Raw genomic sequence first — 25,050 nt, forward strand, 5'->3', positions numbered from 1 at the left:
AGGTGGCAGAATAGAACTACGTTTTCAAAGTTTTAGCTTGTCAACCTTATTTCCGAGCTAAGGTTTAAAAGCTTTCCTAGAATTATAAACAGTTCCAGCCCCACGAGGTTGCTCGATAATCCATAGCTATTGAGCAAGCAGCTGCAACCTCAAGGATCTCTTTCTAATAAAAAGCGAGGCCGAGACACTTTTGTCTCAACCTCCGTGATGAAAATGATGTACTTTCTCCATATGAGCTATATCTTTTAGAAACTCATAATAGGCATAGATGAGGTAACCAGCAGAGGCTACACCCAAAATAGCTATTGATACTTCAAATAAGGTAGACAAAGACATGATAAACCTCCTCTCCTTATTTCAAACTGCAATGTGCAAAACGACCATCAGCGGCTGTTTCGTTTCCGATTTTTTCCTTTCTAGCCTGCCTCCGGATTCACCTTTATTATACCAAATTTAAGATAGGAAAACAATAAAAATTCCTTTATAAAAGCACTTTTTCCTGACAATTTTGTAAAGCTTGATGAGAAAATAATTCTTATCTATTCGAAGTGCTCTTCTTCCTTTTCAACTATTTTCTCTTTCTTTCTATGAGCATACTCTCTAATTGTTAGCCCAGTCGCAATATTGGTTAAAAGTAAGATTACAAGTAGATAAACCCAGATCGGTGTATTTGATAAAACACCAGATTGATTGGTTTTTTCAGTTACAACTGGGTTGGATAAGAAGTTTAAAACAGCTTGATTATCCGTTCCGTTCGAACGAGCATTTGATAGTACTCCTTGGAAGTTCTTATTAAATTCAGTACTATCTTCAACATTCTTAGCCTGATTCTTAATAAGTGATTCCGTTTGCTGATGAACTTCCTTCACTTCTCCTTGAACTCTTTTAGCTTGCTCTGCTAAAGTATTAAATTGCGTATCCATAGATCCAATTGTGTTCCCATTAGAGATGATTGTATCAGAAGTGTTTCGAGTATTAGAGGCAAGTTTTGTAACAATATCCAATAGACTATTACTACTATCATCTGTTGTATAAAGTCTACTATTTGACAAACCGTCACCTGAACTTGTTGGAGAAATCTCTAAAAGCTCTGGGCCATTTTTTTTCCACTTCTCATACTCCTCATTCAACTTATTAGACGCCTCTTGGTGCCAATCGCCTAAGTCTTTAACAATTGTTTCAAAATAATTGCTAGGTAATTCTTCTTTTGCCAGCTGAGGAAGAGAGGCTATATTTGCCTGAAGTCTATTTATCTCTACACTTAATTTAACATATAGGTCAATTCCTGACTGTCTATATTGATCCACATCTTTCTGTTGCAACTTATCCGCTACAGATGATGGTGAAATGTTCCCATACATCTTCGCAACTGAGTCACTCGCTGGATTAGCTATGTCAACATTGTTATACGATGATGTTGGGCTACCATATAAATTCTTAACCATAGTCGACGCTATATCAATTCGAGATAGTTGGTCAAAAATATGGGATAAATCTTTCTTTACTAACGCAACATTTCCTTTATTATCATCATAAAAGAAACTATACTCTAAAGGAATTCTTTCACCACCAATTTCAAGTTCAAACATAATAGTATTCAGTCCATAATTAGGAGAAAGTTGAATTTGAAGTTGGAGGGTAGTCGGTGCTGAAATCTTATCAACGCTTGGGACTACTGTGGCTCCCTTGGCACCCTTAACACGTACATTTGTCACACGAATAGGAGTTTCAATATATTTCTTAGCTCCAGTTCCTGCAGAAGAGAGTTCAGGATAAACATGAGTCATTGTAACCGTTTGAGTCTCTGTAGGTGGCAACACATCATTAGCTACTGTTATAAATGTATAGCCTGGCATCGAACCAGTAGTCCTACCTTTAATGCTCGCATATTTCGACAATAGGCTTAATTTTGCGTAATATGAATTGATTTGTCCATCTGTTAAAGCTCCAAACTCTTTTAGTTTATTAAATAAGATTCCATAATCACTAGGATTAACACTAATAGAAGCAATCGTGCTATCTACTTGATTAGTATAATCTATGGGCAATTCATCTGAATCTGATAAAGTATTAACAACCTGCTTAGCTAAAGCTTGTCTTACACTATTTTGATCTGCTTCATCACTGACTGCTTTTAAAATCGCTGCCTCATCACTTCCTAAGGTCGATGTATCAATTTCTTTACCGTCAAAATAGTTCTGAGATATTTGTCTACGAGACTCCTCAAGAGAGCTCCGAATGGAGCCTAGTTCTTTTCGAGACTGCTCTATCTGCGCTTGATATTGCTTCATCTTCTCATTATAACTATTTATACGCTGAGCTAAACGTTTAAAATAAGGTTCTGAATTATCTGGATCAGTAGAGGAGTCTGTATTTTTGAAAAGATGCAAATAATTCATTGAATTTCTATAAAGGGTTAGATACAATTCATTATCTTTATCATATTGATTCTTAATAGAATTTCCTGCGACTCGAGCATTGTGATTAGCAACCTGTGATTGAACTTGTTTGTACTTTAAAATTGGATCTGCTTGACCGAGTAAGGACTCCGAATTTTTTTTCAACAAATCAGAGGTTGAGGTTTTGAAACTTGACGTTGATTGTTCAAATGCTCTATTAGAAGACTGAACACTCTGTGCGATCGAAGGAATGGAATCTATTGATTTAATACTCCTATCAGCAGGTTGAAAGATTGAAGTAGATAAGGAACTATACACATCTGATTCATCATCAACAATTGTTTTCATCCGAAGTTTGGCATCATCAAGATTATTAATGACACTTGTAAAATATAGACGAATGGTTTTCTGATTCAAGCTATTAACATAATCCCCGACTTGTTGAGCCATTTCAAGAGACTGCTCTTTTTTTACAGAATCTTTTACCTTATACGTTATTTTGGCCTTTTCAGGATTAAAACTTGACAATTGCAATATATTGTGCGAGAAATCTTTAGGTATGTAAATGATAGCTTCAAGTGAATCATCCTTGTACTGGCTTTCTGCTTGATTCCTAGATAGGACTTTCCAACTCGCCTCTTTTTTCTCATCCTTCGCTAGTAATTTTGTAAAATCATCTCCAAAATTATATTGGACACTATTTAATTGCTCACCCTCATCTTGATTGACAATTCCAATTCGAAGATGTGTTTTTTCCTTAGTTCCTAAAATAAAAGAAAAACTATCTGATTTACTTACATAGATAAGAACTCCCACAGTAAGCATCAAGCATAAAATAATTAACACTTTTCCAAACAAATGTTTTTTTTCTTTTTTTAGACTCATTATAATTCTTTCTCCTAAATTGATTTTAGACGCATCATCGTTACTTGTTAACAGGAATCTCTCTGTCTATTATAGCACATTCAAGACTTATTATGAAAACTTTTTGTAACTACTTATCTTGCGCTATTCTCAGGCGATGAACACTTCTACCAACGAAGAACTGTGTTTCATTAAGTTCCACCAAAGGTTCATTGTATTGAGTACGACCTGGTACGACCTTTTGTTCATTAAAGGTAGTACCAAACGTTCCCATCGGAACATTTTGTCGAAGTCGCTTGAAGAATGGTGTAAATTTACTAACTACACTACTTTGATAACCATGGAAAATTAAATGGATGTTAACTACCGAAGATTTGGTGAACAAAGTATTTACATCTTTATCCGTCAACACAATCTTATCTCCAGTTAAGTGTATATCTGGAAGATAAACAAACATTGGTTGCTCTCTACGCTTACCAGATTGGATGATTCCTAAGAGTTCACCAAGGAATTGGCTAATATTCGCCTCATCAATTCTAGTGTCAAAATATTCATTCATACCAGCAAAACGTCCATCTGTATCAACTACTACACGGTCCATTTTCCCAGAAAACTCTGAAAAAGCTGACAATATTGCTCGTTCAATACTATATGTTTGAGAAGGAGTGTCATCCATGAGAAGAATAAAGTCATAATTCATTGGTTCAATAGAGCGAATCATTGTTGTTTCTTTATCATAACCAATTGGAATATTGAATCTCTCCCGTTCTTCTTGAACAGCTACATCATTTTCAAATTCCTCAAATGTAATCTCATTAGCCAGCATCGGGATAGCTTCGGGTCTAGAGCCATTCCATGACTTGTCCATTGATTCAATAGCGTTTTCTAAACTCTGCAGTCTCTCAAGATTTGAACCCCCTTCCGTTGCAAGGTATACTTGAAAACGAATTGGTTCCTCAAATCTAATCTGACCGCGACCTGGAACAACTTGATCAGCCAGAGCATCAAAACCAATAAGATCTTTTTTGGAGTCCTTATCTACCAAATATAGAACAAACTGTGTAGCAAAATTACTTCGCATACTTAATTTCATACTAGTATTTCGGAGAACTGTTGCTATCAAATAAATACCTAGGCTCGCTCCTTCACGCAGTACCTGATGAAAAGCAGATTCAACAGAACTTTCAAGCGGATGATCACGCACAGTATCATAAGAGTCAACAATATTCAAAATAAATGGTAAAGATTGCCCTGTCTTCTGCTCATACTGTTCAATAGAAGTGACTCCATATTCAGCCAATAAATCCCGTCGTTTTTGTATTTCCTTTTGTAAACTTTTAAGGAACTTTATTAGTTTTTCTGCATCATCTAATGTAGCAATATCTGCCACATGTGGTAATCCTTTCAGAGGGAATAGTCCATTCGTTCCAAAATCAAATAAATTAAAATGTATTTGATCTGGTTTATTAAGTCTAGCAAAATTCATGACTAAGGTTTGAAGCGCTTGTGACTTTCCGAATCCTGGGGAAGCATAAATGATACTGTGACTAAATTCTTCTAAATCGAACTCTAGCATCCGCTGATCCTGTTCCGAAGGAATATCCATTAAAGCAAAAGGAGCTTTGTGAAGTTTTTTATCCCCCCAATTTGCAGTTAAAATCGGAGAAGGAATATCCTCATTAAGTGGAGGTAGCCATGGTTTAGTTGGCATACAGAGATTCACACTTTTTGCATACTGTGCAATATAATCTACAACAGCATCCAATTCAGTCTCATCATTATCAGCATCCCTACTAACCATCTCTTCGTCTAGATAAGACAAATCTGTAGTCGCAAGCTCATATTGTCCTAGCTCATTAATTACCCAAAGTCTATTATCAACTTCTTCAGTACTTGCTTTCGCTTTCGGTGCATAACGTGCCCCACTCCATGCCGATTGGAATAGTTCATATATCTCATTATTCCCAACTTGCAAATAAGCTCGACCTGGCTGTGTAATGCTTGCAGCATCTGGTGTCTTTATGATTTCATTCGAATCTGCTTTTTCCGCGACTTTTAGCGCCAGCTTAAATCGTGAATTAGACCAAATTTGATCATTAACAACACCTGAAGGCTTCTGAGTAGCTAGAATCAAATGGATCCCTAGGGAACGACCAATACGAGCCGCTGTCACAAGTTCTGTCATAAACTCTGGTTCATTTTGCTTTAACTCAGCAAATTCATCTGAAATTAAAAATAGATGTGGGAGTGGCTCTGTAGGAAAATCTCCCTCTATCCCTGTACGACCTTCCTTGTATAATTTTGTATATCCATTAATATGGTTGACTCCAAATCTACCAAATAGACGCTGACGCTTTTGTAATTCTGCTTTAATGGAAGCCAGAGCACGCTGGATCCCTGCCCCATCTAAGTTGGTGATAACACCCATCAAATGTGGCAAATCTTTGAATAAATTTGCCATACCACCACCTTTAAAGTCTATTGGGAGAAAACCGATATCCTCTGGGCTAAAGTTTAATGCTAACGATAAAATGTAAGATTGTAATATTTCTGACTTCCCAGATCCCGTTGTTCCAGCAACGAGACCGTGAGGGCCGTGAGCGCGTTCGTGTAAGTTCAGGTAGACAATATCATCTTTTCCTCGAACCCCAAGTGGAACTGCAAGACTCTTAGATGTATCTCCTCGTGCCCATCGACTGGAAATATTTAAGTCCTCAACTTGCTCTGCATTATATAACTCTAAAAATGTAATCGCATCTGGAAGAGCATTTTTCTGAGTCTCCTCATGAATTAGGTTACTTAATCTACGTACAGCACCTTCATAATTATCTACTAATGGATACGGAGTAAAGGCTTGGTTTACATATATTCCTCTATTATTGATTAAAGTTGCTGTATCTCTACTCCTCAAATCGATAAGCGTTGTTACCGTCTCAGGTAATTGACGGCGACTTTCTTTCACCCAAATAACAGTTACGCCAAAAGAAGCCAAATCTGATCGCGAAAGACTTTCATTGATAGCATGACCAGACAACAAGCGATCATCTGAAATAACAATGACAATCTGAGGTAAATAAGTTCTTTCCTTCTGATCCTTTTCTTGAAAACGAGACTGTAAAACCTGATAAAGACTGGTAAGTACTGCATCTTTCGTACGATCATCATGTACAAAACCACGAACATTAATCATTGGTAACAGAAAATGAGGTAGAAATCTCCATTTCTTCCAAATTTGATCATAATCTTCCTGCGAAGTCAAATTAACAAATATTACATCATGATAAGAATGAAAAGCCGCAATCTGCAATAAAAGTTGCTGGAGAAATAGCTGACCTATATCATGTTGAGCGACGAGTCCAATGATATTTTGGGTAAGCGTTGTTGTAACAGGAACACTCTTTTGTTTCTCATAAGTCTTTAGCAAATCTTGAGAAAAAATTGTTAGCTTGTCCTTAGTTAAAAAGTCTGTTTGGTAATCAATTTGAAGCTGACTATCAATATCTCCCAAACCAAGCGAGACAGTCATAAAATCTTCATTAAAAGGCAGACGCTCATAAAGACGTTCATCATAACGCATAATCATTTCAATCAGAGTTTCAATATTGGGTTGCTGATAGAAAAGAATGTTCCGTTCCTCTATGTAGTGCTTATGTAAGGTAGATACTTGCTGTAATAGATACGCCTCGTAATCTTCGAGCCTTGTTATCTTCTTTTGTTTATACTCTTTTTTATCAGTAAAATAGCTCGTAATTGAAAATGCAGCAGTGAGAACACTCATCCCCCCCATGCTCAACATCATAATCGCATTTCGTCCCATTAAAACTACTACTAGCCCAGAAAGAGCAAACATACCTAGAGGAGGAACAATTGCACGCCAAATAGCATTCTTTGGTTTCGTTGGAGGATTTTTTGGTTTTTCTATCCTCTGACGTTTATCATATATCGTAGGAAGTACTCGAGGACTACGCCGATAGACTGGAAAATTAGATTGATAAATTGATTTTCTTTCTTGTAACAGGACAGTTTGACTATTGAAAATTGCTTTTTCAAAGAAAGACGAAATCTGCCATTGATTGTCCAAAAACTCTATAAAGTAATTTTCTATAAAAATACTATCTCCCTGTTTAAACTCAGAAATAATATCAGAAGAAATCAAGCGCTCATTCAAATAACATACACTGTCATTTGGATAGAGATAAACCTTTCCGTTGGAAAACAGAATATAAGCTTTCGAGCAAATGAGGAGATTTGCTTCTTGATCTTTTGAAATAATAAAATCTTCGTTTGGAGGAGAAATGTAACTGACAAATATGTTTCTTTCTTCTTCAATAACAAAAACAGTCTTATTTTCAATGGTATTTTTTCCCATCATCAACTCTTTTTCGTCAGCGTATATATTGCCATCCTTCATGTAGAAAGAGAACCCCTGCTCCTCAGCATTCGTTCCTTCCATAAACGTGAGTATCGATAGGCGTTCAGAAAAAATGACTACTTTGAGTTGACCTAACATTTTACCAGAAACTAGATTCTTTTCTGTGTTGTGAAAAAAACTTTTATCATCTCTACTCATCTTTTTCTTCACCTACTTTTACCCCAAGTTTTTTCGAGAGTTTCTCAATCTCTTTACGATACTCGCTTAATTTCTTTTGCTTATCAGCACCCTTCATATTTTTATCTTCACGAACTTGCTCATATAGATTTGTATAAGCATGCAGAGTCAACTGATCATCTCCAATATTCTGAGCCAAATCTAAAGATTTTTTATAGTTTCCCCTTCCAAGATAAATCCAATACTCCAAGAGGTTATCCTCACTGGAGGGTGTAATTGTATTTAAAACACTTGCTTTCTGATTTTCAGATAGATCATCTAAATGAACATAGGAAGATGCTAAGACATACTTTGCTTCTTTACCTAAACGACCTACTTGAAACTTTTGTAAATCATCTGCCACATCGTCATAGTGTTTAGAAATAAAATGGCTTTGAGCATTTATTGTCGCTCGCTGAACAGGAACAGACCAAAAATAAAAGTAGGCTGCAAAAGTCCCCAAAGCAATGCTTGCTGCGCAAAAAATTCCCATTCCAATAGAAAAAATATGCCAGCTACGTTTCGAAACAACCATCTTTGTTTTCTTTTCTTCTTGGTAAGCTTTGTCATAAGCTTCGTTAACGTATTTTACTACCTCATCATATGTCTCACATGCGGCTATATCCTGTATTAACGAATCTCCTATTGCAGCTACACCATTTATCAGTAAGTCAAAATCAAGTTTCGGTCGCAATATAGAAACAATTAAGGCCTTATAACTCATTAGAAAAGTTTCTAAGGTATACGGAATCGGACTCATAATTCCTTCTAAACCATAATGAAGGATCTTAACAACACTTCCTTGTAAAAATATATTTTTCGGATGTATATAAGGAACTTTAAAATGATGCTCAGAGAATGTTAAAGATTCCATCTTTTGAGCCAATTCCAAACGTTTCACTTCTGACATCTCTTCTGTGATACAATCTTTAAGACTATAAGAATATTTTGGTTTGTCATAAATCAGTGATAAAGAACCACTATCTTCTAATGTCACAGTGGCATCCATATAATTTTCTATAGTAGATAATTTTTGACGAGAAAAGTGACTTGCTGGTAAAATAACCTTGACCTTTTCCTTACTGTATTTAATTTCGATTTTATCACTCATTTATGATTACCTCCAATACATCGCCATCTCCTAGCGGATATTCTTTTAAAGCTCGATGTTGCTCTATTCTCAGAAGTTTTCCCTGAATCTCTAAATGCCAATTCGAGGGAATAATAGACAACGCTTTATCTAGATTATTTAGGCAAATTAACATCTTAACTTTCTGTAGAGATAATAATTTGGAAAAGCGAATATCTATTTCCTTATCTTTGTATCTAATGGTTGCGTTTAAATATTCTTCCTCCATGAAAATTCCTTCCTAAATAAATTCCAATTAAAAGCATGATTGTAACAAATGATATTGCCCCAAAGACTGTCCATATCATCATGTCGCCCGATTCCTCTTTATCTACGATGATACTGTCAGAGACTTGATAATTCTTAAAAAGAGCTTGGCGATACGCCTTAAAATCTAGTCCATCGCCACTCAAAATTTCTGCTTTGCTGAAATTAACTCGATTTGCAGTTTTGAGCATTTCCTGAGCATCCGTTTTAGATTTTATTGCTTCTTGTTCTATCCTATCCATGAATAGATTTGGTGCATACATATGCTCGATCTCATTTCCTTGAGAACGCTGTTTCTTTTGCGTCATCGAATCTGTTTTTAAGTCTAGTTCGCCATCTTTAGCATACACAGTACCACCTGTAAATAAAAATAATAAAAATAATGCTATAATTTGGTATAATCGCTTCAAGATACAAGCCCTACTTTCTAACTTAAGAAACTAAGAGAGACAGCTGTCTTCTGCAAATAAATACGTTACAAATATTCATTAATAGCATTGACCTATCGCAAATATCTTTAATGTATTTCCTATTTAGTCTCACTCAAAGACTAGTTTTATTTTAGCATGAATCGGATCAATATTCAAACCCTTAAACAGATGTGTAAGGATCTCATTATTTCGTTCTAATAGATAATATATCGCACCCAAATTTATTTAGACGCCATTCAAACATGTGATTTTTACTTTATCTTTTTTGGCACCTCCCTGCTATTTTTAGCAAATATCTAAACAAGCTACCTTAGTTTCTTTAGATATACAATACCCAATGGTCAAAATTCTTTACTTTTCCTTGTGGCCAATCACTCCAGATCCACTTTTTATAATATTGTTTACTATAGTACTCTTGACTTGAAATATTTATATAGGTCTTATACTCTTCTAACTATCCGAAAATTATGGTAAGTTTTAAAAATGAACCCATTGTTCATATTTTATACTGTTAATACTAGAAAAAGAACCGCTACATTCCCTACTATAAGCTGAATCTAAAAATCTAATCTCGATATAATTGCCATTAAAAGACCGTATTATTAGCTTGACTAGCCTCCATCCAGTATTATCAAGAGTTTCTTAATACTAAACAAAGCCTCGTGTGCATTCTATATATTATTGCCCCATTTTATTATCAAAAAACTGGCTACATCTAACATCTTTCTAGCCACTTAACAAAAGAGACAGAAAAAGAGAAGAAGCGCTTTAATATAGCGATTCTTCTCATATCATTATTTAATAGATCCTTTTGGAACTTCTGCTGACTTCATCCAAGTATCGTAATGCTCTTCAAAAGCCTTCTCATCTTCGTTTCTATATCCTTCAAATAAAACTTCTTTGACATTTTCTCTATTGAAAAAGAATAAATTATCTGGTGTCTGCATCCCGTTCGGAATAACTACTGATCCGTAGTCAAAGTAGACACTCTTAGTCCCTCCTTGACCATCTTCCACTTCGATGACACTAGCTCGTGAAACAATCATTACTTCTGTATTATCACCATTTTTGAGGGTTACAACTGAACCCAAAGGTAAAATTTTATCTGTCATCTTCTTCTCCTTCTTCCTTAAAACGTACTTTCCCTTGACTGTATAGCTTCATAATCTTCACAAAACGAACTGGGTTACTTTGGTTATAAAAGTATATTATTGTACACCAGATTATCCCCATCCCCCAAAAGTCATAGTTATCCTCAATAGGCTGACCAAATAACTGGATATAACTATAAATAACATATATAGAATATAAATTCATAAGCACAAGGATCCATCGAACAATTCGGCAGGCTGTCGCAGATTCCTTAGCTGGTTCGAAATCGTCCCCCCTCACCATCAAATTATGGGAAGCTGCATAGTAAAACACCTTCTCTGTTGTCGGAACAGCCTTGCGAACATTTTTATAAAGCCCTCGCTCAAGAATACAAACCAAAAGCAAAAATTCAGCCAACCAAGATAGTAGAATATAGGTCAAACTGGTCCAGTTATAGACACCAATAGACAGGGCTGCAAAGAATCCAAAGGCAATAGGCCCACCTGCTATTAGAAAAATAACTAATTCAGAAATGTAGGCACTGATTTCACGCGCACCTTCCGTATTGAGCAGGGTACTCTTTGGAGCGGCCAAAGCCTCTCCAGTCTGCTGGTCATAATAGACCGCCTGACCATCACATTCGCCTATAAACACTCGACGACGTCTAAGAAAAAACATTCTAACCTCTTTCTAATTACTCATCCAAATTCTATCACCCTAGCTTAGGCAGCTTCCACTCTCCATGTGAAAACTTATCCCATACATGATTAATTCCTTCTGAGATCTTACCTCCTATAAAACTACCTACCATAGAACCCGCAACAGTACCCACAGCTGGAAATGTATCAATTTCACAAAAGAGGTCTTAGCCGTCTTGAGCTGAGCATCAATCGAGGTTTTTGAATTAGACAAGGCTGTCTTTTGTTCATAAACCTCTTTCAATCTACCTTTCCTATGTTGCATAGAAAAACAAAGTCATCCACTCTTAATTATACCATGAATCTAGAAGCCGATAACTAAAAAATCGCTTCATTATTTAAAGCGATTCCTCATTTATAGTAAATCGTAATTGAAATTACTGAACTCAATCCTCGACTCTCATTTTCTGTATATCCAGACCTTTTCCCCAGTCTTCATAGATTTCCATATATCGAAAGTCTTCCATTGACAAAATGAGCTCTGAATCTAAGTAAGTTAGAGTCACTTCCTCTTTTTCCCAATCAAGCTTCATCGTCACAGATGTACCAAGCAGACTATTGTAACTATAAAAAGACTCGTTCTTGAGAAGCACCAACTGAAGTCTACGGAAAGCATCACCTTGACTGACCAAAGAATGACCAACTTGCTCCAAGATAGAGCCTTTATCCTCTTCTACTCCTACTCGAGCTAAAGAAGTTTGGTATAAAGCACTTGTTTCATTCATTAGTACGCATAACCAATCAATACAGTTACACGACCTGCACCCTCAGTCTGTAAGATATGATAAAAAGGGGTATTTAGTTCTTGGTCATTCTGTTCCAATGTCCATAGTAAACGCGCATAAGCTTCTTTCGTTAATTCTTCATAATCATGATCTAATGAAACCATTAAAACATTATTAATTTCAAAATAGGTTGAAAAACGCATTCCCTCTACTTCCAAATATTCCTCTTGCAATGGAAGTAGAAACTCTACATCCATATTTCCATCTTCAGGAACATTGTTCAAGCTATAGACAATTGGTCCATCGGGATGCCCGCCTGCTTTTTCAATTGCTGTCATAAATGCATCTAGTTCATTTTGCATCTGACTTACATGAAAGCTGGCACGTTTTTTTATAACATTGCGAGCCTCAAAAACGGCTTCGTTTGTCACTCCTTCTGCCACCACATAGTCCATTAATCTACCTCCCAACTACTGTATGCGTCAACTCTAATTTCGCTACCAGGATGATAAAGTACGTGGTACACTGCTAAGGTTTCCAATTCTTTATCTGCATATTTGATAGCCAAAGTATCATAATAGTCTCCTAGACTCCCCGAAGAAAATGTCGCAAAGTCATCACTACTTACTAAAACCTTTTCTTCAAAAAGAATTGGTCCGTCATAGTTACCTGTAGGATTTATTTCATTCCCAAATGTTGAGAAAATTGAGAAGTGATTCCGATCAGAAAAAGGATAACTTTTAAAGCATACCGGTCCATCTGAATACACAAGATCCAGCATATCTTCTATAAATTCCCAACATAAAGGATAGATTTCTTGACAAAGTAATTCCACTGGAATATCTAGCAAATTTTTTTCTTCATAGCCATAAAGTTGGTGAAGCACTAACTTTTTCGGTCTTGTTTTCATCATGACTTCTTTTCTTTCTAGTTTGTTCTTCAATTATTAATCCTACTCTTCATATTCTGGGTGTTTGCGTACATAGCGTGCTGCCTGAACTCCATCCACTATGAGAGCTGGGAAAACGAAGTTCATCAAGATTCCCAAGAAAACACCAAAGACATTCTCAATGTAACCAGTAAGAATTGCTGGGGCTAACATGACAGCTACAAAAGCAACTCCAAAATTAAACAATCTCTCTTGCTTCTTGTCATTGTCTTTACCACCATAAGTCTCCCATCGGTTGAAAGCCCAGATTTTCCCCTGATTTTTAGGAAGATAATACCAGGAGTAGAGACCAGTAGAAAAAAGCAAGATACATAGAGCAACGAGATTGTAAATAAGTGCCCAGACTGAATAGATCCCGTCATTACCAACTAGCATAATCAAGCCTATAAAAGTAAAGTCAACGTTTAAAATCAAAACAAGTATGGAAACAAAAAGATAGATAAAACTCTTAAATCTCAAAATAAAACGATCAAAGAAAGAGAGTGGGATTGCTACACCACTAATAAACATGCAAATAATGAACAAGATTTTATAAATGCCAATATGATCGATATAGGTCGTACCAAAAAAACCCATAAAAGAGACTGCTAGTGTAATCCAAGGTAGAAGTTTGATATAGCCTAAACTAACCCCATTTGTAATCAAAGGGCCGTGGTAACGTTCTTCGTACATACTTATCCTCCAAATAATTTCTTTAAGCCCGATTTAGCCCATCCAGTGAGGGAACTATCGTCTGATTTGCCAACTTTAAAATTCATAGCCCAAGAAAATGCCATCCCAAGTCCAGCACCAACAACTGTACCAATAGGACCACCAATCATCGTGCCGATTGCCGCACTAGCATAAGCTGCGCCTGCACTAGAAACTGTATCTACAGTCTGATTCACTGCAAAGTTCCGGATTTTTTGACCTGTTGTAGAGGTTTCATCATGACTTCTTTTCTTTCTAGTTTATTATTCATTTTTTAATTTAATTCATCATAATCAGGATGCTTCCTTATATAAATTGCTGCATAAACTGCATCTACCATAACTGCTGGAAGAGTCACTGTTATCAGAATCCCAAATGAAATACCAAAGACATTCTCAATGTAACCAGTAAGAATTGCTGGGACTAGCATGACAGCTACAAAAGCAACTCCAAAGTTGAACAGTCGTTCTTGCTTTTTACCTTTTTCCTTGCCACCATATGTCTCCCACCGGTTGAATGCCCAGATTTTCCCCTGATTTTTAGGAAGATAGTACCATGAATAAAGTGCAGTGGAGAAAATGAATAAAAAGATTAACGGAATCGTATAAAACAGCACCTTTTCTGATGAAAAATCAGCTGGGACAGTAGAATTATTCTTTGACAAAAATGATGTCATCCCAATAAAATCTAGCCACAGTATGTTAGTTCCCACGACTAAAGCAATTAAAATATAGGTTAAAGATTTGAACTGATTGATCAAATCATGGAAAAATGACAAAATTATGCCCAAGAGGTTAATCACGACACAAGTTGTAAAAACACCTCTAATCACACCATAATAATCGCTATACCAACCTTTTAGTCCAATTCCAACTAAAAGAATTGAAAAAAACAAATTGATCCATGGATAGATCTTGATATATCCTAAAACAACTTCATTGGTTATTAGAGGTCCGTGATAGCGTTCATTTAGATAGGCAGAATTCTCTGTTCTATTTTTCTTTTTGTTTTTTACCATTAGCTAAACCACCCTGCTACCGTTTTAAAACCATCACCGATGGCATTTGTTGCCCCCTTTAACGCATCTTTAGTCATATCCTTAATAGAACTACCTTTTTCGCCTCCCCATTTATAGTCTAAGAACGCTGAAATAGCTATACCAGCTCCAGCACCAATAACCGTGCCAAGAGGACCACCAATCATCGTGCCAATAGCTGCACCTGCATATGCTGCTCCTGCACTAGAAACTGTATCTACAGTCTGATTCACTGCAAAGTTCCGGAGTTTTTGACCTGTTGTAGAGGTTTCATCATCAAAGAAAGATTCTTTGAAATTCATTACAATTGATGAAATAGAACCTGCAGCTCCCAAAAATTTTCCACCTTTAGCCCATTTGCTTGCTTCCTTAAAGCCTTTGAAGTCACTAAAAGGATTCAAACCAGATTTAAATGAATCCTTCGCTGCAGCAGCTCCAGACTTTCTGGCATCGGCCCAAGCATTTTTCCAACCGGTCATCTTAACACCTCTACCGATATTGGTCTTGCGAATATCAGACTGTTTAGTCTGAGTTTGAAATTCTTTTCCTCTCTTATATACCTTATCATTGTTTCGGCTATAGAGGTTCTGACGTTTTGAACCAATTTGAACACGACCCTTGCTGTCAACGATAATTTTTCTGCCGTTGATATATTTTATTTCTTTTAAATAAGTAATTACTGCTTTAACAAACTTAGTTCCTCTTTTTTCCCATTTATTTAGCGTAATTACTAGTTTGCTAATACTCGTCAGCAAGCCCAAAGGAGTTGAAGAATTGACATTTTCAGTGATTTTCTTAACATCTTGAACAAAATCTTTATCGTTATAAAATGCTTTGGCATCTTTTGAATTAAAATCACTACTTTTGAATTTATCAAGATTTTCTAGACTCTGAGTTTGCATCGTCATCACTTTATCAAACTCATCTCCTCGCTTCCAACCATTGAAGCTCGCCATATTCGTCTTGGTATCTGTTAAAATCTTCTTACCTTCTGACAAAGGAGTAGTTATTGTACTAGCATCTGGATTCGTCAGACTGATAATATCAGAGATAGAGCTATAGATATTTGCAGTTGCTTTATCCACTGTACTAATATTGGTCTCCAAATCTGAAAAGCCATCCAAAAGCCCCTGCAGATATTCCGTATCAATAATCGCATCCACCGCATTCTCTGATACCGTTGATTGAAATTGCTTAATGGTCTTCTCGTACTGAGCTAAGAGAACCGCTAAGGCATTCGTAAAATTTGTCAATAGTGGAACTTGGTGATTCGTGATTTTTGCATTGATTGCTCCCTTAACATCTCCTTTGAGACTTTCTGAATGTACCAAATTCACAAAAGAGGTCTTAGCCGTCTTGAGCTGAGCATCAATCGAGGTTTTTGAATTAGACAAGGCTGTCTTCTGTTCATAAACCTCTTTCAATCTACCTTTCCTATGTTGCATAGAAAAACAAAGCCACCCACTCTTTAATTATACCATGAATCTGGAAGCCGATAACTAAAAAAATCGCTATATTATAGCGATTCTTCTCACATCATTATTTAAATAGATCCTTTTGGAACTTCTGCTGACTTCATCCAAGTATCGTAATGCTCTTCAAAAGCCTTCTCATCTTCGTTTCTATATCCCTCAAATAGAACTTCTTTGACATTTTCTCTATTGAAAAAGAACAAATTGTCTGGTGTCTGCATCCCGTTCGGAATAACTACTGATCCGTAGTCAAAATAGACACTCTTAGTCCCTCCTTGACCATCTTCCACTTCGATGACACTAGCTCGTGAGACAATCATCACTTCTGTATCATCACCATTTTTGAGGGTTACAACTGAACCCAAAGGTAAAATTTTATCTGTCATTTTACTCTCCTTGTTTTTCTAATTTTTCTGCATTACTTAACGCAATAAAGTTCAACAATATTCACTAGAAGTCAAAAGAACACTATTGCATCTCTTGACTTTAAAACAAAAATTAATCTCTATATTTTATATCTTAAAGCATCTCAAAACTTTCTTCTTTACTTATCTAATTCTTTTGTCACGATAGATCCATCCGATCCAACGCTCACTTCTAGATAGACATCTGGATCGTCATCAGCTCTACATATCACACTAAGTTTTCCAGCACGGAATAAATCCAATATATCAAAACTCTTGGGAAGATTATTCTGATTATATAATACGAAAGAAACACCTAATAAAAGTCCAGTTGCAATAATTTTAAATATTTCTCCTCCAATAGGATTACCTAACAAGTCTTGATAATTAAAAATAAAATCATAGGCATAGAAGAATCCAACTAAGGGGACTAAAAAAATTAATCCTCTTATCAAGCGTGTAGCATTGCGGCTATCTTTTTCACTCATCTCCATCTCTGCCTCCACGTCCTTGGCTTCGTCTGACTTTTCCATAATCACCAGACAAACCGTTTGGGTAGTCACTTGAGCCCTGCTGACATTTCTATACAAGGCTCGTTCTACGAGGATAGTGATAAAAGCAAATTCTGCTATCCAGATAATAATAACACTCCAAAAAGCAGTCATACTATAAGTTCCTTGTAAAAATAGACTAAAGAAGGAAGTAAGTCCGCCACCGCTAAACATAAAGAAAACAACTAATAGAGGAATATGCCGATTCATTCTGCTTGATTTCTCTGTATCTAATAGTTTACTCTTTGGAGCTTCTAAAAGTTCGTGAGTCTTACGATCAAAATAAATTGCTTTGTCATAATATTGATTAAAATACATACGACGTCTGAAAAAGAACACTCTTTTCTCCTCATAATATTGACATAAAGAAGACTTTAAACAAAAATCTATACTTAAATTTCAAGGCTAATGCTAAAAAATTAGATTGTTCCTTTAGAGACATCTGACGATTCTATCCACATATCATAATGCTCTTCAAACGCTTCCTCATCTTTATTTCGATATCCCTTAAATAATACTTCTTTTACATTCTCTTTATTAAAGAAATATACAGCTTCAGGGGATAAGAAACCTTGTGGAATAAGGATAGCACCGTAATCATAATAGACCTCACGAAAATGTTCCTTAACAATAGAAGCCCTCGAGACTATTAGGAGCTCTGTTCCATCGCCATCTTTTAAGTTAACCACACTTCCGAGTGGGAGGATTTTATTGTCCATCCTTAAAGTTTTCCTTTCTTTCTATATCTTTCAACAGCCATAAACCATCGAACCATATTGTTTTGCCATAATAACAGAACTGCTACAGCTGGTAAAATGCCCATAAAGCTTAAAGTGATAATCTCACTGCCGATAGGTGTCCCTATCATATTAAAAACTAGAATAGATATGACTAAAATTGGACCAATCAGTCCCATTAAAGCCATAAATACTGTGAAAATCCAAGCGAATATCTTCTTGCCAAGAGTAACCTTCTTATCGCCAAAATTACCCCAAATAAGATTAGTATCAACTGCCCGTCTAAAATTTTCTTTACTGGTTGGCTGTGCCAACTTAACATTCTTATAAAGGGCTCGCTCTACTATGACCAGCAAAAGGCTACCTTCCAGAAGCCAAACAGTTAGAAAATAAATCAAAGTACCATAACCATAGACACCACCAAATAATCGTGTCTCAGGAAAAAGCTGCATCACACCACTAAAAGCAATCAGAAATGATGTAATTAAAATGATTTGTTTTCGATTGCCACGCGATGCCTCTGTATTCAATAGTTTACTTTTAGGAGCTGCTAAGGGATCTCTTGGCTTTTCTACATTTACATAAATAGCCTGACCATCACTTTCCCCTATATAAATAACTTTCCTAAAAAACATCCTTCATCCTTTCTAGCAATATTAAAATAGAGCAAAGTTACTCCAATCCCATTTTCCGTGTGCCAATCCATCATAAACGGTATTAGCAGCAGCATTGACGACATACCCAGCAAATGCTCCTGCAAGAGTACCGACGACAGGAATAGGAATCATGCTACCAATAGCAGCTCCAGCATAAATCGCACCTATAGCTGTTGAAGTGTGTGCAACACCATCAATAACAGCACTAGTTTCTCCATATTGCTCTTTTCGTTCTAAATAGGTAATACCTCCATCAAGCACTGCAAGGGTACCTCCAACAGCACCAACACTCTTTAAAAAGCCTTTGAAGCCTGTTCCTCGCACCAACTTCCCAGTACCATTAATAATTTCATCCGTATGCTTAGCACTTTTTACAATATCAAACCTGCTGACATCACCACTAACCTGTCTCCAAGTCTTATACCCTGTTCTAGTGCTCGCTACAGGCTTTCCATACCATGTTCCATTCTTAATTTTTCGATAGCTTGCTATCCCCTCTGCTATAGCCAAATTAACAGTTGAAGAATAGCTTATAACAGTCAATATTTTCTTCATCAAGTTTAATGCATTAAGAAGCGTCTCATCTTTTTTAATTTTACCCAAATCTTTATTAACAGTCTTAGAAACTAACCCTAACAGTTCCACTGGTGTCGAGTCGGTTGCTTTAGTGGAAATTTTCTCAACTGCCTTTAAGAAATCTTGGCTACTATAGAATGCCTTGGCTTCCGCATCAGTAAATGAAAGACCCGCCATAGTAGAAAGACTTTCTAAAGTTTGGGTTTGCGACTGCAATACCTTACTATACTCATCTCCTCGCTTCCAACCATTGAAGCTCGCCATATTCGTCTTGGTATCTGTTAAAATCTTCTTACCTTCTGACAAAGGAGTAGTTATTGTACTAGCATCTGGATTTGTCAGACTGATAATGTCAGAGATAGAGCTATAAATCCTTTCTGTCTCGCGATTCACAACACTAATGTTCATAGACAAACCAGAAAAACCATCCAAAAGCCCCTGCAGATATTCCGTATCAATAATCGCATCCACCGCATTCTCTGATACCGTTGATTGAAATTGCTTAATAGTCTTCTCGTACTGAGCTAAGATAACCGCTAAGGCATTTGAAAAATTTGTCAATAGTGGGACTTGGTGATTAGTGATTTTTGCATTGATTGCTCCCTTTACATCTCCTTTGAGGCTTTCTGAATGTACCAAATTCACAAAAGAGGTCTTAGCCGTCTTGAGCTGAGCATCAATCGAGGTTTTTGAATTAGACAAGGCTGTCTTTTGTTCATAAACCTCTTTCATATCGATTTTCATCTGTCTCCTCCTTCGATACTATGGGTCATAGAAAGGATATTATGCTGAAAGTAATCTCTACGATACTGCTGGTCCACATAGGTTTGATCCAAAGTATCGCTGTAACCTTCTTGAATAACCCGTGAAATCAAATAACTCGGTATAAACAAAGGGTCTACATCTAACCTTAGACCATAGGGATAGATGCTGGCTAGATAATCAATATATTCCCGATCATCTGGATCAGAAAGCAGTCTGCGTCCCATAATCATCGCCATAAAAGGGACTTTAGCTTTCTCCATCTCAGACACCAGCTCTTCTGGAAGCAACTCGCGATCTAACTCTACCAAGGTACCTAAAGGAAGAATGGGAGACAAGAGCAAATCGGTGTAGGCTAGCCAAATCCGAAAGTCTTCCATTGACAAAATGAGCTCTGAATCTAAGTAAGTTAGAGTCACTTCCTCTTTTTCCCAATCAAGCTTCATCGTCACAGATGTACCAAGCAGACTATTATAACTATAAAAAGACTCGTTCTTGAGAAGCACCAACTGAAGTCTACGGAAAGCATCACCTTGACTGACCAAGGAATGACCAACTTGCTCCAAGATAGATCCTTTATCCTCTTCTACTCCTACTCGAGCTAAAGAAGTTTGGTATAAAGTACTTATTTCATTCATTTACATAGCTCCTTTCTAACGCTTTATTTGGCATTCGCCTGATTTCGGTCATCCGTCACCTTGTTCTCAGCCGCCTGATTCATACGCGTTACATCGGTTGTCGTGAAAGTCTTGAGACTGCTAATTGCTGTATTAAATGACTTAATATCATTATTGAAGGATGTAAAAGGTGTCATTGTCGTTGCTGAAAAAGTTAACTCTGCCATATCTGAAATGCCAGAGATGCTTGTACTAACTGTAGAAGTAAGCCCTGTCCAAACTCCATAATCCGTTCCTGTATTCGCCATTATCTTCCCACCCTCTATTCTGAACTAGCTGAATTTGCCATAGACTGATAATAATTCATATTTTCATAAGCCGTTTTTACATCTATTGCTAAACGATCCGATTCAGCTTGAAGATTAGCAATTTCAGTATTTATACTATCTAAATTTGCTTCATGGCTTGCTTTATTGGTTGTAGCAGCAGTATTAGCAGAATCATACTTTTCTACGTACTTAGTTTTTCGATCCCCTTTAAACTGGGATTCATCTTCTACTTTAACTTTCTCTAAAGCATCTATAATACCTGTTTGAAAATTATTTATCTGTGTTGACAAGGATGTTTTGGCTTCCTCTAGCCTATCAATCTTTTTATCTACGGCTGCTTTTTGAGAAATTGTATTGTTGTAATTTTGAGATTCCTGATTAGCTAGTTCTTGGTAATAAGATGCATCTGACATGTTCATTCTCCTCTATTTACTTTTGACTAAAATAAAAGAGGGGTAGGAAGCAATCCTATCCCTCCATTTCAGAGCGCCCTTATCCTTTGAAACCAAAACTATTTGCATCCGCTGTATCACGTTCTGATACAGTGTTTGCATAACTAACCAATTGTTGATTAATAGAAGTCAACAACTCTTGGAACTTAACCACATCTCCGTGCAATTGTTGATATTGCTCAAGATAAGAATTAAAGGCACTACCTTGCCAGTGTGCTTGCATTTCGCCATTAGCGCTATTTACCGCTTGAATAGCTGCTTCAATTTGATCGCGAGCATTAGAATAAACCGAAGCTTGCGAGGTGAGTTCTTCTGGGGATAATGAAATTTCTGCCATAATTGGACTCCTTTTTACATTTTTTGTTCCTAATAGAACAGTGTACAAGGGTATTTTACTTCTTTTATTAATAATTGTCAAGTTTTTCCTAATCAAATTTACTTTCCGTATGTATAATGATAATGCTTCAATCTTCAAAATTAAAAACAACTAGCGTTCCTCTCAGAAGAATCGCTAGTTGCCGTATTAGCTTATTTACCTAATTCTTTATTTGTTACTTTCTCTTCTATCATGAACACTCGAGACCAGAAAAATCACTTTTAAAAAGGGAGTTCCTCCTCTTCCAGCACCAAATCTGCTAGATCTGCTCCAGTATTATTCTCACGGAGTGCTCTCTGAGCCCGGCTTTCTAAAAGCTGAAAGCCACTGCAAAGAACTTCTGTCACATAATGAGTGGTTCCATCCTTTTCATAGCGGCGACTCCGCAATTCTCCGTCCAGAGAAATCAAACTCCCCTTACTAGCGTAACTTGCCAAGGTTTCAGCCAAGCGCCCCCAGATAACAAGGTTGATAAAATCCGCTTCACGCTCTCCATTTTGACTCTTATAGCGGCGATTCACCGCCACTGTCGCACGCGCGACCGACTTGTCATTTGCTGTCTTGTGTAGCTCTGGTGTAGCCGTCAATCGGCCAATGATAATGACTTTATTATACATATTCTTTCCTCCTATCTATTTATTCGCGAGAAAAGACAAAAAAATCGTGAAAATCACGATTTCCATTTCTATACTAAGTCTTAAGACTGCCAGTGTTTAGCTGGGTCAAAGGCCGTTCCGACCGTTTCACTATCGGCCAATTCAATGATACCACGTTTTTGTGGTGCATTTGGCAACTGAAGCTCCCGTGGGCTGCACATCATACCAAAACTCTTTTCGCCACGGAGTTCTCCTGGGAAGATGAGATTGCCCTTCGGCATCATAGCACCAGGCAAAGCTACAATCGTCTTGAGACCGACACGAGCATTCGGAGCGCCAGCCACGATTTGAACCGTCTGATCAGCTGCCACCTGCACTTGACAAATATTGAGGTGGTCACTGTCAGGGTGGGCTACCATCTCAAGGATTTCCCCCACAACAAACTTAGGCTCTTGGTCGTTAACCAGCTCCGCTTGGAAGCCTTCTTTGGTCAATTCTTGATTGAGAGTCGCAACCTGCTCATCCGTCAGCTGAACTTGTCCGCGCTCTGCAATTTCAAAAAGATTTGACAGTTCAAAAATATTCCAAGCTACTGTCTGTCCATTATCTTCGCGGTAAACACGCGCAACATTTCCTTTGCGCTCAGCGCTTAGTTTAGCTCCCTGATCATCAGCAGCGATGACCATGAGAACATCTCCAACATGCTCTTTGTTGTATGTAAAAATCATTTCTTCCTCCAAAAATACTTTTAAAACTTCTTATAAACTCGCTAAAAAATCATTGATTTGACTCTTGGTCTTGCGGTCGCGATTGACATAGCGACCAATCTCTCGTCCATCTTCCACAACAACCAGACTAGGTATCCCATAAACATCCCATTTTTGGGCCACAGCCATATACTGATCCCGATCCACCTCGACAAAGGTAAAGTCAGGATTTTCAGCTTCTATCTCTGGCATAAAAGGCTTGATGAAGCGACAATCTCCACACCAATCTGCTGTGAAAAAGAAGACAGTCTTCCCCTTATGATCCACATAAGAAGCCAGCTCCTCCATACTTTGCGGCCGAATCATCACTCTTCCTCGTAGGTCAGCTGACCATTCTCATAGACGAAGGTGAAATGGCGGTCGTCTTCTAGGACAACCCCTCCAACTGTGCGGCTGTCAGTTGATTCATAAAGTTCCACATAGACCGTTGCAATCGGTCCTCGGCTGGCAAAAAATTCCCGCACGACCTGAACAATTTCTTCTCTATTACGCAGTCTTTTCTGCTCCTGCACAAGCTTGGCAGCTCCAAAGACCACGGCTCCCGCTCCCAAGAGAGCGGTTGTCGTTAAAATGATTTTTTTAGCTTTCATGTAGAATATTTTAACACAAAAGCGCAGAGGCGACAAACAATATTACAGATTTCTCAGCTTCTTTTAGTTCATCCTGTTCTTCCCTCTAAAAAAGTGATAAAATAGAATCAGAAAGAAGGTAAACTTATGTCTGATTTATTTTCAAAAATCAAGGAAGTGACTGAGCTCTCAGCAATCTCCGGTCACGAGGCACCTGTCCGCAGCTATCTGCGCGAAAAAATCACTCCTCACGTTGATGAGGTCGTTACCGACGGTCTAGGCGGCATCTTCGGGGTTCGGCATTCTCAAGCAGAAAATGCTCCCCGCGTTCTGGTTGCGGCTCACATGGACGAGGTTGGCTTCATGGTCAGCGAGATCAAGCCCGACGGGACTTTCCGTGTAGTAGAAATCGGTGGCTGGAATCCGCTAGTCGTGAGCAGCCAACGCTTCAAACTCTTTACCCGCGAAGGCCGAGAAATCCCTGTCATCTCAGGCTCTGTCCCTCCTCATCTGACACGTGGTTCTGGCGGACCAGTTATACCACAGGTTGCGGACATTGTCTTTGACGGCGGCTTTGCAGATAAGGCAGAAGCTGAAAGCTACGGCATCCGTCCAGGAGACACGATCGTGCCAGACAGTTCTGCCATTCTCACAGCTAACGGTAAAAATGTCATCTCTAAAGCCTGGGACAACCGCTACGGCGTCCTTATGGTCAGCGAATTGGCTCAAGCCTTGTCTGGTCAAGCACTAGGAAACCAACTCTATGTCGGCGCCAATGTTCAAGAAGAGGTTGGCCTGCGTGGTGCCCATGCTTCAACGACAAAATTTGCTCCTGAGGTCTTCCTGGCTGTGGACTGCTCCCCAGCGGGCGACATCTACGGCGGTCAAGGAGCCATTGGCGACGGAACGTTGATTCGCTTCTTTGATCCTGGTCATCTCATGCTGCCAGCTATGAAGGACTTCCTCTTGACAACCGCAGAAGAAGCTGGCATCAAGTATCAATACTACTGCGGCAAGGGCGGAACGGATGCTGGTGCTGCCCATCTCCAAAGCGGTGGCGTACCATCTACCACCATTGGTGTCTGCGCCCGCTACATTCATTCTCATCAAACCCTCTATGCCATGGACGATTTCCTGCAGGCCCAAGCCTTCCTGCAAGCGCTGGTCAAAAAGCTGGATCGCTCAACCGTGGACACGATTACCAACTACTAATTTCGAGAAGCAGCCCGTTCTTCATTCGGGCTGCTATCTATTTTATCTAATATAATCTCTTTTAATTTTCCAATTTGAAGAAAATTTTGTTATAATGCTTAGCAGA

30 protein-coding genes are annotated in these 25,050 nt (G+C 37.8%); 1 reads left to right on the forward strand and 29 read right to left on the reverse strand.

Going from position 1 to position 25,050, the window contains the following annotated elements; genetic code table 11:
• Nucleotides 1-195: 195 nt before the first annotated feature.
• From D8793_RS11885 to D8793_RS06700, 29 genes are all read right to left on the reverse strand, one after another.
• On the reverse strand, nucleotides 196-336 hold the full coding sequence (locus D8793_RS11885) for a hypothetical protein (protein WP_167320505.1): 141 nt from the start codon (nucleotides 334-336) through the stop codon (nucleotides 196-198).
• 203 nt (nucleotides 337-539) lie between these two features.
• The gene (gene esaA / locus D8793_RS06565) at nucleotides 540-3,284 is read right to left on the reverse strand and encodes a type VII secretion protein EsaA (RefSeq protein ID WP_125383817.1); all 2,745 of its coding nucleotides are present in this window, start codon (nucleotides 3,282-3,284) and stop codon (nucleotides 540-542) included.
• A 109-nt stretch (nucleotides 3,285-3,393) separates the two neighbouring features.
• Nucleotides 3,394-7,833, reverse strand: a complete 4,440-nt coding sequence (essC, locus tag D8793_RS06570; RefSeq protein ID WP_125383818.1) for a type VII secretion protein EssC — start codon at nucleotides 7,831-7,833, stop codon at nucleotides 3,394-3,396.
• Nucleotides 7,826-8,962, reverse strand: a complete 1,137-nt coding sequence (gene essB, locus D8793_RS06575; protein WP_125371228.1) for a type VII secretion protein EssB — start codon at nucleotides 8,960-8,962, stop codon at nucleotides 7,826-7,828. Before essB ends, essC begins: the two co-directional genes overlap by 8 nt.
• Nucleotides 8,955-9,209 (reverse strand): hypothetical protein, encoded by a 255-nt coding sequence (locus D8793_RS06580; RefSeq protein WP_041826857.1) that lies wholly within the window; start codon nucleotides 9,207-9,209, stop codon nucleotides 8,955-8,957. The genes essB and D8793_RS06580 overlap by 8 nt, the downstream gene beginning before the upstream one ends.
• Nucleotides 9,178-9,597 carry a type VII secretion EssA family protein gene (locus D8793_RS06585; RefSeq protein ID WP_260471157.1) on the reverse strand — a complete coding sequence of 140 codons (420 nt, stop codon included), beginning with the start codon at nucleotides 9,595-9,597 and terminating at the stop codon, nucleotides 9,178-9,180. Before D8793_RS06585 ends, D8793_RS06580 begins: the two co-directional genes overlap by 32 nt.
• A gap of 875 nt (nucleotides 9,598-10,472) precedes the next feature.
• Nucleotides 10,473-10,790 (reverse strand): DUF4176 domain-containing protein, encoded by a 318-nt coding sequence (locus D8793_RS06590; RefSeq protein ID WP_125371230.1) that lies wholly within the window; start codon nucleotides 10,788-10,790, stop codon nucleotides 10,473-10,475.
• Nucleotides 10,780-11,448, reverse strand: a complete 669-nt coding sequence (locus tag D8793_RS06595; protein ID WP_125371231.1) for a hypothetical protein — start codon at nucleotides 11,446-11,448, stop codon at nucleotides 10,780-10,782. Before D8793_RS06595 ends, D8793_RS06590 begins: the two co-directional genes overlap by 11 nt.
• Before the next feature lie 126 nt (nucleotides 11,449-11,574).
• A complete protein-coding gene (locus D8793_RS11890; protein WP_185761029.1) occupies nucleotides 11,575-11,712 on the reverse strand; it encodes a hypothetical protein in 138 nt (45 codons plus the stop codon).
• 142 nt (nucleotides 11,713-11,854) lie between these two features.
• Entirely contained in the window at nucleotides 11,855-12,193 is a 339-nt protein-coding gene (locus tag D8793_RS06600; RefSeq protein ID WP_125371232.1) for a hypothetical protein, read from the reverse strand.
• Nucleotides 12,193-12,648, reverse strand: coding sequence for a DUF5085 family protein (locus D8793_RS06605; protein WP_125371233.1), 456 nt, complete (start codon nucleotides 12,646-12,648; stop codon nucleotides 12,193-12,195). The genes D8793_RS06600 and D8793_RS06605 overlap by 1 nt, the downstream gene beginning before the upstream one ends.
• Nucleotides 12,648-13,106, reverse strand: coding sequence for a hypothetical protein (locus D8793_RS06610; RefSeq protein ID WP_260471092.1), 459 nt, complete (start codon nucleotides 13,104-13,106; stop codon nucleotides 12,648-12,650). The genes D8793_RS06605 and D8793_RS06610 overlap by 1 nt, the downstream gene beginning before the upstream one ends.
• A 39-nt stretch (nucleotides 13,107-13,145) precedes the next feature.
• On the reverse strand, nucleotides 13,146-13,814 hold the full coding sequence (locus tag D8793_RS06615) for a hypothetical protein (protein WP_125371234.1): 669 nt from the start codon (nucleotides 13,812-13,814) through the stop codon (nucleotides 13,146-13,148).
• A gap of 2 nt (nucleotides 13,815-13,816) precedes the next feature.
• Entirely contained in the window at nucleotides 13,817-14,029 is a 213-nt protein-coding gene (locus D8793_RS06620) for a hypothetical protein (protein WP_125371235.1), read from the reverse strand.
• A 77-nt stretch (nucleotides 14,030-14,106) separates the two neighbouring features.
• Nucleotides 14,107-14,850, reverse strand: coding sequence for a hypothetical protein (locus D8793_RS06625; protein WP_125371236.1), 744 nt, complete (start codon nucleotides 14,848-14,850; stop codon nucleotides 14,107-14,109).
• Nucleotides 14,850-16,292, reverse strand: a complete 1,443-nt coding sequence (locus tag D8793_RS06630) for a T7SS effector LXG polymorphic toxin (RefSeq protein WP_260471093.1) — start codon at nucleotides 16,290-16,292, stop codon at nucleotides 14,850-14,852. The genes D8793_RS06625 and D8793_RS06630 overlap by 1 nt, the downstream gene beginning before the upstream one ends.
• Before the next feature lie 119 nt (nucleotides 16,293-16,411).
• The gene (locus D8793_RS06640; protein ID WP_125371238.1) at nucleotides 16,412-16,726 is read right to left on the reverse strand and encodes a DUF4176 domain-containing protein; all 315 of its coding nucleotides are present in this window, start codon (nucleotides 16,724-16,726) and stop codon (nucleotides 16,412-16,414) included.
• Nucleotides 16,727-16,884: 158 nt separating this feature from the next.
• Nucleotides 16,885-17,613, reverse strand: coding sequence for a hypothetical protein (locus D8793_RS06645; protein WP_125371288.1), 729 nt, complete (start codon nucleotides 17,611-17,613; stop codon nucleotides 16,885-16,887).
• A 101-nt stretch (nucleotides 17,614-17,714) separates the two neighbouring features.
• Nucleotides 17,715-18,014 carry a DUF4176 domain-containing protein gene (locus tag D8793_RS06650; protein ID WP_125371239.1) on the reverse strand — a complete coding sequence of 100 codons (300 nt, stop codon included), beginning with the start codon at nucleotides 18,012-18,014 and terminating at the stop codon, nucleotides 17,715-17,717.
• 2 nt (nucleotides 18,015-18,016) lie between these two features.
• A complete protein-coding gene (locus tag D8793_RS06655) occupies nucleotides 18,017-18,667 on the reverse strand; it encodes a hypothetical protein (RefSeq protein ID WP_125371240.1) in 651 nt (216 codons plus the stop codon).
• A gap of 21 nt (nucleotides 18,668-18,688) precedes the next feature.
• Complete coding sequence (locus tag D8793_RS06660; protein WP_125371241.1) at nucleotides 18,689-20,008, reverse strand: T7SS effector LXG polymorphic toxin; 1,320 nt, start codon at nucleotides 20,006-20,008, stop codon at nucleotides 18,689-18,691.
• Entirely contained in the window at nucleotides 20,005-20,664 is a 660-nt protein-coding gene (locus tag D8793_RS06665; protein ID WP_125371242.1) for a DUF4176 domain-containing protein, read from the reverse strand. Before D8793_RS06665 ends, D8793_RS06660 begins: the two co-directional genes overlap by 4 nt.
• 23 nt (nucleotides 20,665-20,687) lie before the next feature.
• Nucleotides 20,688-20,951 (reverse strand): hypothetical protein, encoded by a 264-nt coding sequence (locus D8793_RS06670; protein ID WP_125371243.1) that lies wholly within the window; start codon nucleotides 20,949-20,951, stop codon nucleotides 20,688-20,690.
• A gap of 14 nt (nucleotides 20,952-20,965) precedes the next feature.
• Entirely contained in the window at nucleotides 20,966-21,385 is a 420-nt protein-coding gene (locus D8793_RS06675) for a DUF5082 family protein (RefSeq protein WP_125371244.1), read from the reverse strand.
• A gap of 79 nt (nucleotides 21,386-21,464) precedes the next feature.
• Complete coding sequence (locus D8793_RS06680; RefSeq protein ID WP_015604292.1) at nucleotides 21,465-21,761, reverse strand: WXG100 family type VII secretion target; 297 nt, start codon at nucleotides 21,759-21,761, stop codon at nucleotides 21,465-21,467.
• Between the two features lie 260 nt (nucleotides 21,762-22,021).
• Nucleotides 22,022-22,417: a single-stranded DNA-binding protein gene (locus tag D8793_RS06685; RefSeq protein ID WP_125371245.1), complete on the reverse strand. Its 396-nt coding sequence runs from the start codon at nucleotides 22,415-22,417 to the stop codon at nucleotides 22,022-22,024.
• An 80-nt stretch (nucleotides 22,418-22,497) separates the two neighbouring features.
• Complete coding sequence (gene ytpR / locus D8793_RS06690; RefSeq protein ID WP_125371246.1) at nucleotides 22,498-23,124, reverse strand: YtpR family tRNA-binding protein; 627 nt, start codon at nucleotides 23,122-23,124, stop codon at nucleotides 22,498-22,500.
• 30 nt (nucleotides 23,125-23,154) lie between these two features.
• Nucleotides 23,155-23,469: a thioredoxin family protein gene (locus tag D8793_RS06695; protein WP_125371247.1), complete on the reverse strand. Its 315-nt coding sequence runs from the start codon at nucleotides 23,467-23,469 to the stop codon at nucleotides 23,155-23,157.
• Nucleotides 23,469-23,753: a DUF4651 domain-containing protein gene (locus tag D8793_RS06700; protein ID WP_125371248.1), complete on the reverse strand. Its 285-nt coding sequence runs from the start codon at nucleotides 23,751-23,753 to the stop codon at nucleotides 23,469-23,471. Before D8793_RS06700 ends, D8793_RS06695 begins: the two co-directional genes overlap by 1 nt.
• A 126-nt stretch (nucleotides 23,754-23,879) precedes the next feature.
• Between D8793_RS06700 and pepA the strand changes: the two genes are divergently transcribed.
• Complete coding sequence (pepA, locus tag D8793_RS06705; RefSeq protein WP_125371249.1) at nucleotides 23,880-24,944, forward strand: glutamyl aminopeptidase; 1,065 nt, start codon at nucleotides 23,880-23,882, stop codon at nucleotides 24,942-24,944.
• The last annotated feature ends 106 nt before the right edge of the window (nucleotides 24,945-25,050 follow it).

It is taken from the genome of Streptococcus cristatus, assembly GCF_003943465.1.
GTDB lineage: Bacteria > Bacillota > Bacilli > Lactobacillales > Streptococcaceae > Streptococcus > Streptococcus cristatus_C.

Bases quoted from the DNA above. Each gene is read 5' to 3' on its own strand.
- D8793_RS06685 (WP_125371245.1), bottom strand. From the start codon at position 22,417: ATGTATAATAAAGTCATTATCATTGGCCGATTGACGGCTACACCAGAG.
- ytpR (WP_125371246.1), bottom strand. From the start codon at position 23,124: ATGATTTTTACATACAACAAAGAGCATGTTGGAGATGTTCTCATGGTC.
- D8793_RS06665 (WP_125371242.1), bottom strand. From the start codon at position 20,664: ATGAATGAAATAAGTACTTTATACCAAACTTCTTTAGCTCGAGTAGGA.
- D8793_RS06590 (WP_125371230.1), bottom strand. From the start codon at position 10,790: ATGACAGATAAAATTTTACCTTTGGGTTCAGTTGTAACCCTCAAAAAT.
- D8793_RS06670 (WP_125371243.1), bottom strand. From the start codon at position 20,951: ATGGCGAATACAGGAACGGATTATGGAGTTTGGACAGGGCTTACTTCT.
- D8793_RS06580 (WP_041826857.1), bottom strand. From the start codon at position 9,209: ATGGAGGAAGAATATTTAAACGCAACCATTAGATACAAAGATAAGGAA.
- D8793_RS06650 (WP_125371239.1), bottom strand. From the start codon at position 18,014: ATGGACAATAAAATCCTCCCACTCGGAAGTGTGGTTAACTTAAAAGAT.
- D8793_RS06610 (WP_260471092.1), bottom strand. From the start codon at position 13,106: ATGATGAAAACAAGACCGAAAAAGTTAGTGCTTCACCAACTTTATGGC.
- D8793_RS06605 (WP_125371233.1), bottom strand. From the start codon at position 12,648: ATGGACTATGTGGTGGCAGAAGGAGTGACAAACGAAGCCGTTTTTGAG.
- D8793_RS06655 (WP_125371240.1), bottom strand. From the start codon at position 18,667: ATGTTTTTTAGGAAAGTTATTTATATAGGGGAAAGTGATGGTCAGGCT.
- D8793_RS06660 (WP_125371241.1), bottom strand. From the start codon at position 20,008: ATGAAAATCGATATGAAAGAGGTTTATGAACAAAAGACAGCCTTGTCT.
- essB (WP_125371228.1), bottom strand. From the start codon at position 8,962: ATGAGTGATAAAATCGAAATTAAATACAGTAAGGAAAAGGTCAAGGTT.
- D8793_RS06695 (WP_125371247.1), bottom strand. From the start codon at position 23,469: ATGATTCGGCCGCAAAGTATGGAGGAGCTGGCTTCTTATGTGGATCAT.
- D8793_RS06645 (WP_125371288.1), bottom strand. From the start codon at position 17,613: ATGTATTTTAATCAATATTATGACAAAGCAATTTATTTTGATCGTAAG.
- essC (WP_125383818.1), bottom strand. From the start codon at position 7,833: ATGAGTAGAGATGATAAAAGTTTTTTTCACAACACAGAAAAGAATCTA.
- D8793_RS06640 (WP_125371238.1), bottom strand. From the start codon at position 16,726: ATGACAGATAAAATTTTACCTTTGGGTTCAGTTGTAACCCTCAAAAAT.
- D8793_RS06680 (WP_015604292.1), bottom strand. From the start codon at position 21,761: ATGGCAGAAATTTCATTATCCCCAGAAGAACTCACCTCGCAAGCTTCG.
- D8793_RS06595 (WP_125371231.1), bottom strand. From the start codon at position 11,448: ATGTTTTTTCTTAGACGTCGTCGAGTGTTTATAGGCGAATGTGATGGT.
- D8793_RS06615 (WP_125371234.1), bottom strand. From the start codon at position 13,814: ATGTACGAAGAACGTTACCACGGCCCTTTGATTACAAATGGGGTTAGT.
- esaA (WP_125383817.1), bottom strand. From the start codon at position 3,284: ATGAGTCTAAAAAAAGAAAAAAAACATTTGTTTGGAAAAGTGTTAATT.
- pepA (WP_125371249.1), top strand. From the start codon at position 23,880: ATGTCTGATTTATTTTCAAAAATCAAGGAAGTGACTGAGCTCTCAGCA.
- D8793_RS06700 (WP_125371248.1), bottom strand. From the start codon at position 23,753: ATGAAAGCTAAAAAAATCATTTTAACGACAACCGCTCTCTTGGGAGCG.
- D8793_RS11885 (WP_167320505.1), bottom strand. From the start codon at position 336: ATGTCTTTGTCTACCTTATTTGAAGTATCAATAGCTATTTTGGGTGTA.
- D8793_RS06675 (WP_125371244.1), bottom strand. From the start codon at position 21,385: ATGTCAGATGCATCTTATTACCAAGAACTAGCTAATCAGGAATCTCAA.
- D8793_RS06625 (WP_125371236.1), bottom strand. From the start codon at position 14,850: ATGGTAAAAAACAAAAAGAAAAATAGAACAGAGAATTCTGCCTATCTA.
- D8793_RS06600 (WP_125371232.1), bottom strand. From the start codon at position 12,193: ATGAATGAAACAAGTGCTTTATACCAAACTTCTTTAGCTCGAGTAGGA.